This window comes from Streptomyces sp. KLMMK (assembly GCF_036961605.1).
GTDB classification, from domain to species: domain Bacteria; phylum Actinomycetota; class Actinomycetes; order Streptomycetales; family Streptomycetaceae; genus Streptomyces; species Streptomyces telluris.
Genome location: NZ_JBAMDC010000182.1, coordinates 1 through 13,103, shown reverse-complemented (window position 1 = coordinate 13,103; position 13,103 = coordinate 1). Strand labels below are relative to the sequence as shown.

12 protein-coding genes are annotated in these 13,103 nt (G+C 76.1%); 3 read left to right on the top strand and 9 right to left on the bottom strand.

Annotated elements, in window-relative coordinates:
- The 4 genes from V7793_RS23045 to V7793_RS23030 form a co-directional block, all read right to left on the bottom strand.
- A partial coding sequence (locus V7793_RS23045; protein WP_336009437.1) for an ABC transporter permease occupies nt 1-1,615 on the bottom strand: 1,615 nt, incomplete at its 3' end.
- Entirely contained in the window at nt 1,612-2,421 is an 810-nt protein-coding gene (locus V7793_RS23040; protein ID WP_336009435.1) for an ABC transporter ATP-binding protein, read from the bottom strand. The genes V7793_RS23040 and V7793_RS23045, both read right to left, overlap by 4 nt.
- Entirely contained in the window at nt 2,418-2,708 is a 291-nt protein-coding gene (locus V7793_RS23035) for an SHOCT domain-containing protein (protein ID WP_336009434.1), read from the bottom strand. The genes V7793_RS23040 and V7793_RS23035 overlap by 4 nt, the downstream gene beginning before the upstream one ends.
- Nucleotides 2,709-2,949: 241 nt before the next feature.
- Nucleotides 2,950-4,170, bottom strand: coding sequence for an ROK family protein (locus V7793_RS23030; protein ID WP_336009432.1), 1,221 nt, complete (start codon nt 4,168-4,170; stop codon nt 2,950-2,952).
- A gap of 17 nt (nt 4,171-4,187) precedes the next feature.
- Here V7793_RS23030 and V7793_RS23025 point away from each other — a divergent pair, with 17 nt between their 5' ends.
- Together V7793_RS23025 and V7793_RS23020 are read left to right on the top strand one after the other, a co-directional pair.
- On the top strand, nt 4,188-5,408 hold the full coding sequence (locus tag V7793_RS23025) for an MFS transporter (RefSeq protein ID WP_336009430.1): 1,221 nt from the start codon (nt 4,188-4,190) through the stop codon (nt 5,406-5,408).
- A 78-nt stretch (nt 5,409-5,486) separates the two neighbouring features.
- The gene (locus tag V7793_RS23020) at nt 5,487-6,386 is read left to right on the top strand and encodes a DUF2797 domain-containing protein (protein ID WP_336009429.1); all 900 of its coding nucleotides are present in this window, start codon (nt 5,487-5,489) and stop codon (nt 6,384-6,386) included.
- A 62-nt stretch (nt 6,387-6,448) separates the two neighbouring features.
- Here the strand turns inward: V7793_RS23020 and V7793_RS23015 are convergent, their stop codons facing one another.
- From V7793_RS23015 to V7793_RS23005, 3 genes are all read right to left on the bottom strand, one after another.
- The gene (locus V7793_RS23015) at nt 6,449-7,111 is read right to left on the bottom strand and encodes a response regulator transcription factor (protein WP_336009439.1); all 663 of its coding nucleotides are present in this window, start codon (nt 7,109-7,111) and stop codon (nt 6,449-6,451) included.
- 55 nt (nt 7,112-7,166) lie between these two features.
- Nucleotides 7,167-8,390 carry a sensor histidine kinase gene (locus V7793_RS23010; RefSeq protein ID WP_336009427.1) on the bottom strand — a complete coding sequence of 408 codons (1,224 nt, stop codon included), beginning with the start codon at nt 8,388-8,390 and terminating at the stop codon, nt 7,167-7,169.
- Nucleotides 8,391-8,737: 347 nt separating this feature from the next.
- On the bottom strand, nt 8,738-9,967 hold the full coding sequence (locus tag V7793_RS23005) for a geranylgeranyl reductase family protein (RefSeq protein WP_336009425.1): 1,230 nt from the start codon (nt 9,965-9,967) through the stop codon (nt 8,738-8,740).
- A 177-nt stretch (nt 9,968-10,144) separates the two neighbouring features.
- Here V7793_RS23005 and V7793_RS23000 point away from each other — a divergent pair, with 177 nt between their 5' ends.
- On the top strand, nt 10,145-11,542 hold the full coding sequence (locus V7793_RS23000; protein ID WP_336009424.1) for a dipeptidase: 1,398 nt from the start codon (nt 10,145-10,147) through the stop codon (nt 11,540-11,542).
- Nucleotides 11,543-11,593: 51 nt separating this feature from the next.
- Here the strand turns inward: V7793_RS23000 and V7793_RS22995 are convergent, their stop codons facing one another.
- Together V7793_RS22995 and V7793_RS22990 are read right to left on the bottom strand one after the other, a co-directional pair.
- Entirely contained in the window at nt 11,594-12,631 is a 1,038-nt protein-coding gene (locus V7793_RS22995) for an NUDIX hydrolase (protein ID WP_336009422.1), read from the bottom strand.
- A gap of 207 nt (nt 12,632-12,838) precedes the next feature.
- On the bottom strand, nt 12,839-13,103 hold a 265-nt coding region (locus tag V7793_RS22990), incomplete at its 5' end, for an ROK family protein (protein WP_336009420.1).

Genomic DNA, 13,103 nt, shown 5'->3' with positions numbered 1-13,103 from the left:
CGACCGCCCGGTCCGTCGTCGCCTTCAACGACGCGGCGAAGACGGTGAAGAGGGTGACGACGGCGACGCCCAGCACGAGGGCCATGGCCGTGGCCGCGGTGCGCCGGGGGCTGCGCAGGGCGTTGCGGCGCGCGAGCGACCCGGTGAGCCCGCGCAGCCGGACGAGCGGAGCGCCCAGCGCGCGGACCGCGACGGAGGAGATGACGGGGCCGAGGGCCACGAACGCCGTGAGGACCAGCAGGGCGCCGGTCCCGGTGAGCAGGACGGAGGGTTCTCCCGCAGCGCCGGTCGCGGTCAGGGCGGCTCCGGCGAGGAGCAGCCCCGCCCCGGCGAGCGCGCGGCCGCGGGAGGCCGCGGAGTCGTCGACGGCGGCCTCCCGGAGCGCGGCCAGGGGTGCCGTGCGCCCGGCCCGTACGGCGGGCAGCAGTGCCGAGCCGAGGCAGACCAGCAGGCCGGTGGCGGGTGGCAGCAGCAGGGAGAGCACGCTGATCACCAGGCCGCCCTGCGGGAACGGGAATCCGACGGCGGGGAAGAGCGCCTGGAGCCCGGCGGCGATGCCGATGCCGCACAGGAGCCCGGCCGCCGAGGCGGCCGCTCCCACGGCGGCGGCCTCGGCCAGGGTGGCGGCGAGGAGCTGCCCGCGCGAGGCGCCGATCGCCCGCAGGAGGGCGTTGTCGCGCGTGCGCTGGGCGACGACGACGGCGAAGGTGTTGTGGATGCTGAACGTGGCCACCAGCAGGGCGATTCCGGCGAACACGAGCAGCAGGGTCGTGAACAGCGACAGGAACCCGCCGGAGATGGCATCCCTGTTCTCGTCGGCCCACTCCTGTCCGGTGACGGCCTCGGCTCCCGCGGGGAGTACGGGCTTCAGGCGCTCGACGAGCTGCGGCCCGTCGACGCCTTCGGCCGCGCGGACGCGGATCGCGGTGGCCCGGCCCGGCTGCGGGGTCAGGTACTTCTCCGCGTCGGCGCGGGTCAGGCCGGTGTACGTGGTCCGGCCGAGGCCGTCCTCGCCGCCCGCCGTCGCGATGCCCACGACGGTGACGGTGAGGGGGTCCGGGGTGCGCAGGACGGTGCGGTCGCCGATGTGCAGGCCCCCGTCCTCGGCGGCGCCGCGGTTGACGACGGCCTCCCCGGGGGCGGCGGGCGCGCGTCCGGCGGCGAGCCGGTAGGGGTTGAGGTGCGGGTCGTCGATCCAGTTGCCCGCCAGGGTGGGCGGGCCCTGGCCGCCCACGGGTTTGCCGTCGCGCCCGACGAGCTGCCCGGCGCCCTGGATCTCGGGCACGGCGGCGGCGACGCCGGGGACCTTCTCCAGGGACGAGGCGAGGCCGGTGGGCACGGTGCGCCGGGTGCCCTGGCCCGCGTCGGGCGCGGTGACGACGTCGGCGCTGCGGACGACCGCGTCCGTGCCCGCCGCGGCGTCGGCGAAGAGCGTGCCGAAGGAGCCGCGCAGGGTGTCGCCCATGACGAGGGTCCCGCTGAGGAAGCCCACGCCGAGCAGGGCGGCGAGGAACGTGCCCGCGAAGCGCCTCTTGTGCGTGCGCAGGGAGGCGGCGCTGAGGCGCAGGGCGGCGGCGAGGCCTCTCAGGCGCGGGGGTGCGGTGCCGGTGCTCATGACGGCACCTCCGCACGCCCGGGGGCGCCCCGCCGGTCGAGGCTCTTGAGCCGGTCGAAGACGCTGTCCGCCGTGGGGTCGCTCAAGTGGCCGACGAGCCTGCCGTCGGCGAGGAAGACGACGTCGTCGGCGTGCGCGGCGGCGACCGGGTCGTGGGTGACCATGACGACCGTGCGGCCCATGGTGCGCACGGCGCGGCCGAGCAGGTTCAGCACCTCCTCGCCGGAGCGGGAGTCGAGGTTGCCGGTGGGCTCGTCGGCGAAGACGACGTCGGGGCGGCCGGCGAGGGCGCGGGCGACGGCGACGCGCTGCTGCTGGCCGCCGGAGAGTTCGCCCGGCCGGTGGTGCAGCCGGTCGCGGAGGCCGACGACGTCGACGAGGGCGTCGGTCCACTCCTCGTCGCCGCGGTCGCCGCGCCTGCCCGCGAGGTCCTGCGGCAGCGAGATGTTCTCGGCGACGGTGAGGGTCGGCACGAGGTTGAATGCCTGGAAGACGAAGCCGATCCGCTCGCGGCGCAGCAGCGTCAGACGGCGGTCGTCCAGGCCCCCGAGCTCGGTGTCACCGATGAACGCCGAGCCGGAGGTGAGGGTGTCGAGCCCCGCGGCGCAGTGCATGAGGGTCGATTTCCCGGAGCCGGAGGGCCCCATGATGGCGGTGAAGCGGCCGGCCGGGAAGTCGACGCTCACTCCGTCGAGGGCGGTGACGGCGGTGCCGGCGCCGCGCGCGGTGCCGCCGTAGACCTTGACGGCGTCGACCACGCGCGCGGCGGGGGCCTGCGCACCGGGCGCGGGGCGCGGGGTGCTCATGCCGCACCGCGCTTGCCGGGCGTGCCGAAGTGCTCCTCCAGGACGGACACGCGCCGCCAGTACTCGTCCTCGTCGATCTCCCCGGCGGCGAAGCGGCGGCCGAGGACGGTCAGCGGCGAGTGCTCGGCGCGCGTCTGCCGCTGGTGCCAGGGGGCGCGTCCGCCGCGCCATACGGTGCGGCGCAGGACGGTGACGACGCCGATGACGACGGCGGCCCAGACGAGGGGGAAGAAGAGGATCCAGGGGCCCGGGCCGCCGTCGGCCAGGGTGTGGGCGAGGGTGTTCATGAGGGATCGGCTCCTCGGTGGTGGCGGTTGCCGGCGACGGGTCGTCGCCCACCACCGAGCCTCGCTGCCGGGGGGCCTGCGGATCGTCCTACGGGCGGCTGCCGTTCGGCTGCCGCGCGGGGAGTACGCAGGGGTGGTGCGCGTACTCCGCGGTGTCCTGCGTGGCTGCCTGCCTGCTGCCCCTCCGCCATCCGTGAGCGGTCACGCGTGCGCGTGCACGCGTGACCGCTGACGGCGTCCGTCAGCCCAGGGCCGCCAGCGGGTCGTCGAGGACGGGCTGCCAGGCGGCTTCGGCCGCGCCGATGAGGCTGTTGTAGTCGAGGGTGCAGGGCAGGATCGGCACGCTGCCGCTGCGGCCCCACAGGCTGCGGTCGGCGACGACGGCGCGCAGCCGCTCGGGGTCGGCGTCCAGCAGGGCGCGGTGGAGGCCGCCGAGGATGATGCGGTCGGGGTTGAGGATGTTGACCAGGCCCGCGAGGCCGAGGCCGAGCCGGTCGACGATCAGCTCGGCGGCGGTGCGTACGGCCGGGTCGGAGTACTCCGTGCGGAGCAGGTCGCGGGCCTGCTGCAGGAGGGAGACCTCGGGGCCGGGGGTGCGGCCGGCCGCGGTGAGGAAGGCGAGCGGGTCCGTCTCGACGTCCAGGCAGCCGCGGCTGCCGCAGTGGCAGGGCAGACCGGCGGGGTTGACGGTGAGGTGACCGACCTCCAGGGCGAGGCCGGAACTGCCGCTGTGCAGGCGGCCGTCGAGGACGAGCGCCCCGCCGACGCCGCGGTGGCCCGTGGCCACGCACAGCAGGTGCCGGGAGCCGCGGCCGGCGCCGTGCCGGTGTTCGGCGAGCGCGGCGAGGTTGACGTCGTTGCCGGTGGAGCCGGTGGCGGTGACGCCCCCCGGGCCGGGGATCCCGGCCTTGGCCAGGGACCGGGTGAACAGCTCGCGGACGGGCGCGCCGGCGGGCCAGGAGAGGTGGAGCGGATTGAGGGCGGTGCCTTCCGGCTCGGCGACGGCCGAGGGGACGGCGAGGCCCGCGCCCAGGCAGCGGCGGCCGGTCTCGCGCAGCAGTCCGGCTCCGGCCTCGACCACGGCGTCGATGATGTGCGACGGGTCGGCGGGGACGGTCATGCAGCCGGGGGCGGTGGCGACCATCCGGCCGCCGAGGCCCACGAGAGCGGCGCGGAAACCGTCGGCGTGGATCTGGGCGGCGAGCACCACCGGTCCGCCGGGCGCCACGGAGAGCCGGTGCGAGGGGCGGCCCTGGGAGCCGGCCGCCGCGGGGCGGGCGTCGACGGTGATCAGTCCGAGGGCCTCCAGCTCGGCGGCGACGGCACCGGCGGTCGCGCGCGTCACCCCGAGTTCGGCGGTGAGCACCGCGCGCGTGGGAGCGCGGCCGGTGTGTACGAGCTCCAAGGCCGGGCCGAGGGCGCCGCGGCCCCGCTCCAAACGTGTTGTCCGAGTCTGGGTCACACCCCTATTCTGACTTTGTGCCGACGCTAAACAAAATACGGACGGCCCTTCTGGGCGAACAGCGCCCGGCTCCGGCCGCGCCCGCCCTCCGCCGCCTCCGCATCGCCATCACCCTCTTCTTCGCCCTCGACGGCTTCCTCTTCGCCGGCTGGGTGGTCCGCATCCCCGCCATCAAGGAGCAGACCGGGGCGTCCGCGGGCGCCCTCGGCATGGCCCTCCTCGGCGTGTCGGCGGGCGCGGTGGCCACCATGGTGCTGACCGGACGGCTCTGCCGCCGGTTCGGCAGCCACCCGGTGACCGTCGCCGCCGCCGTGCTGATGTCCGCGGGAATCGCGCTGCCTCCCCTGACCCATTCGGCGCTCGCCCTCGGCCTCGTCCTCCTCGTCTTCGGTGCCGCCTACGGCGGCATCAACGTCGCCATGAACAGCGCGGCCGTCGACCTCGTCGCCGCGCTCCGCAGGCCCGTGATGCCGGGCTTCCACGCCGCGTTCAGCCTCGGCGGGATGCTGGGCGCGGGCCTGGGCGGCCTCGTTGCCGGACACCTCTCCCCCACCCGCCACCTGCTGATCCTCGGCCTCATCGGACTCGCCGTCACCGCGGTCGCGGGGCGCATCCTCCTGGCGCACCCGGCGCCGCGGACCGAGCGGGCCGGGGCCGCCGCGGCGGCGGACCGCAGCCCCTCCGGCCGCGGGCGGCGGACGGTCGCCCTCTTCGGCGTGATCGCCCTGTGCACGGCCTACGGCGAAGGTGCGCTCGCGGACTGGGGTGCGCTGCACCTGCAGCAGGACCTCGGGGCCCGCGCCGGTGTCGCGGCCGCCGGCTACTCCGCCTTCGCGCTCGCCATGACCCTCGGCCGGCTGAGCGGCACCGTGCTGCTCGAACGCCTCGGCCAGACGGCGACCCTCGTCGCGGGCGGGACCGCGGCCGCCGCCGGCATGCTGCTCGGCTCGCTGGCACCCACGGTCTGGGCCGCGCTCGCCGGCTTCGCGATCACGGGCCTGGGGCTGGCCAACGCCTTCCCCGTCGCAGTCGGACGGGCCGGGGAGCTGGGCGGCCCGGCCGGCGTGGCCGCGGCCTCCACCTTCGGCTACGGCGGCATGCTGCTCGGGCCGCCGGTCATCGGCCTCCTCGCCGACGCGTCGTCGCTGCCCGTGGCGCTGACCACCGTCGCGGCCCTCGCAGCCGTGGCGGCGGCCGTCGCCTACGCCACCCGCCGCACGGTCGCCGGAGCCCGCTGAGGCGGGCCCGCCCGCGGGCGGGCGGCGTTGTCAGTGGGAGCTGACACAATCCGAAGGCGTGGACGGAAGGGGTGGGCCATGAGCGCCGAGCAGGGGGACTGGCGGTGCGGCGGGCTGCGCTGGGGGCCCGACGGCCCCTCGCTGGCCTGGCTGCACCCCGTGCACGGCGAGCGCGGCACCCCGTTGCCCGCAGGCCGTCCGATCGCCTTCACGACGGGCGCCGCAAGGCGCTGCGTGGGGGTCCGCAGGGCAGGCCGGCGCACGCCGTGCCCGGTGGGCGCGGAGGTGGCGGCCCCGGCGGTCTCGGCGCAGTGCGCGGAGTGCGCACGGCTGGACCGCTCGCACTCGGTCGCCGCCGACACCGCCCTCGACGACCCCCGCCCGTACGACGTGTACCTGGCGTGGTCGGTGCCCGGAGCGGTCAAGGCCGGCATCACCGCGGCCGAGCGCGAAGGAAGGCGCCTGCTCGAACAGGGCGCGCTGTCCTACGCGCTGCTGGGGCGCGGGCCGCTGATGGCGGCCCGCCGTGCGGAGGCGGTGCTCGGCGCGGCGCTCTCGGTTCCCGACCGCATCCCCTACGCCGCCAAGCGGGCCGCCCGGTGCCCCGCGCCCGCCCAGGAGTCGCGGACGGCCGAACTGGCCTCCCTGCACGCGCAGGCGTGCGGGCTCGGCACGCTGCCGGAATCGCTGACCGTGCTGCCCTTCGCCCCCGTGCACCACGACGCGGTCTTCCACCTCGACCGGCTGCGGCCCAGCTGCGGGACGGTCGTGCTCGCGCCCAGGTGCACGATATCGGGCAGCGTCGCCGGAGTGGCGGGGCCGGACCTGTATCTGGACGCGGCGGACGGCCGGCAACTGCTGGTGGACGCACGGCAGCTGGCCGGGTGGGCGCTCACGGCGGCGGCGCCGGAGGCGGAGACGACGGCGGAGGTGCACATACGCCCGCCCGAGGCCACCGGCCCGGAGGCCCTCTTCTGACAGGGCCCCGCACTGGAGGAGCGGGTGCGGAAGCGAGTGCAGAAACAGGTGCAGGGGCGAGGTCAGCCCAGCCAGCCGGGACGGACGAGCCCGCTCTCGTAGGCGAGGACGACGAGCTGGGCGCGGTCGCGGGCACCCAGCTTGACCATGGCGCGGCTGACGTGGGTCTTGGCGGTCAGAGGGCTGACGACGAGCCTCCGCGCGATCTCCTCGTTGGACAGGCCGATGCCGACCAGCGTCATCACCTCGCGCTCGCGGTCCGTCAGCTCCGCAAGGCCCGCCACCTCGGCGGGCTCCTTGGACCGCGCGGCGAACTCGGCGATGAGGCGGCGGGTCACGCCCGGCGAGAGCAGCGCGTCCCCGTGCACCACGGCCCGCACCGCACGCAGCAGTTCCTCCGGCTCGGTGTCCTTGACCAGGAAGCCCGAGGCGCCGGAGCGGATGGCCTCGAAGACGTACTCGTCCAGTTCGAAGGTGGTGAGCATGATGACCTTCACGTCCGCCAGGGCCGGGTCCCCGGTGATCCGCCGGGTGGCGGCGAGGCCGTCGAGGACCGGCATGCGGATGTCCATGAGGACGATGTCCGGCCGCAGTTCGCGCACCAGGGCGAGGGCCTGCTCGCCGTCGGCGGCCTCACCGGCGACGGCGATGTCGGGCTGGGCGTCCAGCAGGGCGCGGAAGCCCGCGCGGACGAGCAGCTGGTCGTCCGCGAGCACCACCCGGATCTCGGTCACGGCGTCTCCCTCGTGCACGGCACCTCCGTCGCCCACAGGTTCTCCTTCACGACGTCTCCTTGCGGGAGGAAGTCAGCGGCAGCCGGGCCCGTACGCGGAAGCCGCCGCCCGGACGGGGCCCGGCCTCGGCGGTGCCGCCCAGGGCCGCGGCCCGCTCGCGCATGCCGACCAGGCCGTTCCCCCCGCCGGTGACCGTGCCGGCCAGGGCGGGTCCTTCGTCGTCGACGGTCACTTCGAGCGCGTCGGGCCCGTAGTGCAGCCGGACCTCGGCCGTGCGGGAGCCGGAGTGCCGGACGATGTTGGTGAGGGCTTCCTGGACGATGCGGAAGGCCGCGAGGTCGGCGCCCGGCGGCAGGCCCCTCCGCGGGCCCTCGGCCGCGACCTGCACGTCCAGCCCGGCCCCGGCCGCCTGCCGGACCAGTTCCTGCAGCCGGTCGAGCCCGGGGGCCGGGGAGCGGGGCGCGTCGCCGGGGGTGCGCAGGGTGTCGAGCACCTGGCGGACCTCGCCCAGCGCCTCCTTGCTGGCGGCCTTGATGGTGGTGAGCGCGGCCCGGGCCTGCTCCGGATGGCTGTCGATGAGGGCGAGCCCCACCCCGGCCTGGACGTTGATGACGGAGATGCTGTGCGCGAGGACGTCGTGCAGCTCGCGCGCGATGCGCAGCCGCTCCTCGTCGGCACGGCGGCGCTCCGCCGCGGCGCGCTCGGCCCGGGCCTGGGCCCACTGCTCGCGCCGCACGCGCACGAACTCGGCCCCGGCGACGACGGCGACGGCCCAGGCCGCGGGCGCCCACTCCTCGCCCCAGGGGGCCGGCCCGTCACCGCCGGGCGGCAGCCACCGGTACAGCCAGTGGGAGAGGAGGAGGTGCCCGGCCCACAGCAGGCCGACCGCGCACCAGACGGCGCGGCGGCGCCCAGCGACGACCGCCGTGAAGCAGCTGACGGCGACGCAGGCGAACACGGGGCCGTAGGGGTAGCCGCCGCCGAGGTAGAGCGCGGTGACGAAGCAGGTGCCGAAGACGGCGAGGGTGGGGTGGCGGTGGCGCAGGAGCAGAAAGGCCGGGCCGGCTGCGAGCAGTACCCGGGCGAAGGAGTCCAGCGGCGCCCGGTCGGGCTGGTTGAGCGCGGCGTAGTGGCTGCCGACCTGCTGGAGGGCGGCGACGGCGAGCGTGGAGGCCCACGGCAGGCGGCCTGCCGGGCGGGCGAGCCACCGCTCCCACCGCGGCTCGGCACCGCGCTCCCGCGCCCACGGCGCCCGTCTCTCGCTCCCCATACGGGCAAAGCTAGTCGGCGGCGGCGCCCGCCGCGTCAGCCGTGTGCAGTGGGCGCGTCTACTCCACCGGGAGTAGGGGGCCCGGCCCGCCGGGGCCCCGCGGCGGGGCCCGGAAGGAGCAACGCTCGCCGGCCGGCCGGGCTCCCGGGACGGGTCCGGCACCGCCCGGAGCCCGGGGAACGCACTTCTTCCTCCCGCCGCAGCGGCGCTCATCCCCCGCGGCGGAGTCCGGCAGTGCGGGACGAGCCCCTCGGGGCGGTCCGGCAGCGCCGGGCAGCTCGCCGGGGGCTGATCGCCACCGCGGCGGATACGGGCCGCCCGGGCACCGCCCGCGCCCGGTCCGGGAACTACGGGCGGTCCGCCGCCGACAGCACGCGGCGGGCCAGCGGGTGCGTGCGCACGATCTCCGCGAGCGTGGTCGTGCCCCGGGTGATCCTGGTGAAGGCGTGCCACGCCGGGCGGAAGCCGGTGAGCGCGGCATGCATCAGGCCGGGGCGGCGCTCGTAGAAGGCGAGCATGCGGCGGCCGACGCCCATCTCCACGCCCAGCCCCGCCTTGATGGCGAAGGCGTAGTTGAGGGCCTGACGGCGGGCGTCGACCGCGTCCTGCGCCTCGCCGATGCGGACCGCCCACTCCCCCGCCAGCCGGCCCGAGCGCAGGGCGAAGGAGATGCCCTCGCGGGTCCACGGCTCCAGCAGGCCCGCGGCGTCGCCGCAGACGATGACGCGGCCGCGGGAGAGCGGGGAGTCGTCCGAGCGGCAGCGGGTGAGGTGGCCGGAGGAGATGCTCGGCTCGAAGCCCGCGAGGCCGAGGCGGGCGATGAAGTCCTCCAGGTACCGCTTGGTGGCGGAGCCGTCGCCGCGGGCCGAGATCACACCGACGGTGAGGGTGTCGCCCTTGGGGAAGACCCAGCCGTAACTGCCGGGGATCGGGCCCCAGTCGATGAGCACGCGCCCGGCCCAGTCCTCGGCGACCGTCGGGGGCACGGGGATCTCCGCCTCCAGGCCGAGGTCGACCTGGGCGAGCTTCACTCCCACGTGTGCCCCTATGCGCCCGGCGCTGCCGTCGGCCCCGACGACCGCGCGGGCGAGGACGGTCTCGCCGCTCGAGAGGACCACGGCGACCGTGCGCCGGTCGGGCACGGCCGGGCCGTGCTGCTCCACGCGCGAGACGGTCACGCCCGTGCGCACCTCGGCGCCGGCGTCCTTGGCCGCCTCGACCAGGGCGGCGTCGAACTCGGCCCGGTTGATGAGGCCGAACAGCATCCGCTTGGAGCGGCGCGTGCGCGTCAGCTTCCCGTTGAGGGAGAAGGTGACGGCGTGGACGCGGTCGCGCAGGGGCAGTTCGAAGCCGGGCGGCAGGGCGTCCCGCGAGGGGCCGATGATGCCGCCGCCGCACGTCTTGTAGCGCGGCAGGTCGGCCTTCTCCAGGAGCAGCACCCGGCGGCCCGTGGAGGCGGCGGCGTGCGCTGCCGAGGCCCCGCCGGGCCCCGCGCCCACCACCACGACGTCCCACACCTGCTCCGGGCCCCCGCCCGCGTCCCGCTCCGCGCCCTCGGCTGCGTTGTCGCTGCTCACCTGTGGTTCTACTCCCGCTCGATCACCGGCTACGGCTACCGCCCGCATCCTACGGCCAGCCCCTCGCGGCGCCGCCACGGGAAGGCCGTGGGCGCAGCGGGAGGCGGGCGTGGGAGGATCGAACGGCACAATCGCCCATACGTACGGATACAACGCCGCGTCCACAAGGAGCGTTCCATGGAAGCGTCCTCGAACCGCCACCACCGGCCGGTCCCGGCCGAACTGGCGGCGACCGTCGCCTCGCTGCAGCCCCGCGCCAGGACCGAACTGGCCGAGCTGGTGGCCTTCCGGTCCGTGGCGGACGAGGCGCAGTTCCCCAGGAGCGAGTGCGAGGCGGCCGCGGGCTGGGTGGCCGACGCCCTGCGGGCCGAGGGGTTCGAGGACGTCGCCCTGCTCGACACCCCCGACGGCACCCAGTCGGTCTACGGCTTCCTCCCCGGCCCGGCGGGCGCCCCCACCGTGCTGCTCTACGCGCACTACGACGTGCAGCCGCCGCTGGACGAGGCCGCCTGGCTCTCGCCCCCGTTCGAGCTGACCGAGCGCGACGGTCGCTGGTACGGGCGCGGCGCGGCCGACTGCAAGGGCGGGGTGGTCCTGCACCTCACCGCCCTGCGCGCGCTCAAGGAGCACGGCGGCGTGCCGGTCAGTGTGAAGATGATCGTCGAGGGCTCGGAGGAGCAGGGCACCGGCGGCCTGGAGCGCTACGCCACGGCGCACCCGGAGCTGCTGGCCGCCGACAGCATCGTCATCGGCGACGCCGGCAACTTCCGCGTGGGCCTGCCCACGGCCACCGCGACGCTGCGCGGCATGACGCTCGTCCGCGTCCAGGTGGACACCCTGGGCGGCAACCTGCACTCGGGCCAGTTCGGCGGCGCGGCGCCCGACGCCCTGGCGGCGCTGATCCGCATGCTCGACTCGCTGCGCGCCGAGGACGGTTCGACGACCGTGACCGGCCTGGAGGCCGAGGCGGCGGCGAGCTGGGAGGGCATGCAGTACCCGGAGGAGGACTTCCGCAAGGACGCCAGGGTCCTCGACGGCGTCGAGCTGATCGGCTCGGGCACCGTCGCCGACCGGCTGTGGGCCCGCCCCGCCGTCACCGTCCTCGGCATCGACTGCCCGCCCGTCATCGGCGCCACCCCCTCGGTCCACGCGGGCGCCCGGGCGCTGATCAGCCTGCGCGTGCCCCCGGGCACGGACGCGGCCGCGGCGACGAAGCTGCTGGACGAGCACCTGAAGGCGGCGGCCCCGTGGGGCGCGCGCGTCGCGGTGGAGCAGATCGGCCAGGGGCAGGCGTTCCGCGCGGACACCGGCAGCCCGGCCTACACGGCGATGGCCGACGCCATGCGCATCGCCTACCCGGGCCAGGAGATGCAGATCTCCGGCATGGGCGGCTCGATCCCGCTGTGCAACACCCTCACCGCGCTGTACCCGGAGGCGGAGATCCTGCTGATCGGGCTGAGCGAGCCCGAGGCGCAGATCCACGCGGTCAACGAGAGCGTCTCGCCGGAGGAGCTGGAGCGGCTCTCCCTGGCCGAGGCCCTGTTCCTGGGCAACTACGCGGAGAGCAAGCGCTGACGTCCCACGGCCGGGGCCGGGCTCCGCGGCCCGGCCCCCGAGCCCGCGGGCTCACCCGACGGGAACGCCCGCCTCGAGGTTGAGCGGGCGGCCCTGTTCGCGGGCGCGCAGCGCCCAGCGCAGCCTGCTCAGCCGCACGGGCGGCAGCAGGGAGGCCGCCTCGCTCTCGGTGACGAACCGCCAGCCGCGCAGTTCGGAGCCGGGTAGCAGGAGCCGGCGGGCATCGGCCCCGGCCAGCCGCCCGCCGTCGAAGAGGAACCGCAGGCCGCCGTAGCCGGGCGGCTTGGGCGGCTCCCAGTCGACGACCAGCAGGCGGGGCACCTCGGCGAGCCGGATGCCGATCTCCTCGGCGACCTCGCGCATCCCGGCGCGGGCGGGCGCCTCGCCGGGCTCGACCACGCCGCCGGGGAACTCCCAGCCCGGCTTGTACGTGGGGTCGACCAGCAGGAAGCGGTCCTCCTCGTCGAAGAGGAGCACCCCGGCGGCGAGCGTCTCGGCCGTCGGCTCGGGGGTCTGCACGATGGCGCACGCCCCCGCGGCACCGCTGCGCACGGCGTCCGCGACCCGCTCGGCCGCCTCACGCGGCGTCAGGCGGCCGGTCTCGACGGCGTAGGCGTCGGTACGGAGCCAGGGGAGCGCCTCGCGGTAGGGAGCGATGTGGTCCAGCGCCCACTGCCGGACGGACTCGCTGCGGTCGGGGTCGTCCGCGAACTCCTCGCGTCCTGCTATCCGGGCGCGCAGGATCGTTTCGTCGACAGCCAGCAGCACGTGTCGCACCGGGATGCGGCGGGCGGCGAGCCCGCCGAAGATCTCGTCCCGGTACTCCTGGCGCAGCAGGGTCATGGGGACGACGAGCACCCCGCCGACCTCGGCGAGCAGGGCGGCCGCGGCGTCGACGACCAGCCGCCGCCAGACCGGCAGGTCCTGGAAGTCGCCGACCTCGCCCATTCTCTTGGGCGGCAGCAGGTACTGCAGCGCCCCGCCGATCACCTCGGGGTCGTAGAGGGTGCTGTCCGGGATCAGCTCGGTCAGTTCCCTGGCCGTGCTGGTCTTCCCCGCACTGAACGCGCCGTTCAGCCAGACGATCACGGTTCCCCCTTCTCCGTAGACCCCTGTGAAGTGCCCGGAACACCTTGCCACGGAAACGCGTGTGAGGGGCACGGTGCCGGGGGTCCCCGCCCGCCGGAAGGGGCAGGCCCCCGCCCGGGCTTCCGGCTGCGTCCATCACGGCAGCGGCGCCTACCGCCACTGTCCGGCGCGTTCTACGCCGGGCACGGCTCCTCGTGCGCGGGAGTGCTATGCCGGGCCGGACTCCCGGGCGGTCCACAGCCCGAGGTGCTGCGCGGCCGCCGCGGCGGCCCCCACGAGGCCCGCGTCGGAACCCAGTTCGGCGGGCAGCACCTCGATGCCCGCCGCGAACGACAGCGTCGCGTAGTCGCGCAGGCGCGCGCGCAGCGGGGCGAAGAGGACGTCCCCCGCTCCCGCCACGCCGCCGCCTATGACGGCGACCTCGACCTCGACCAGCGTCGCGGTCGCGGCGATGCCGGCGGCCAGGGCCTGG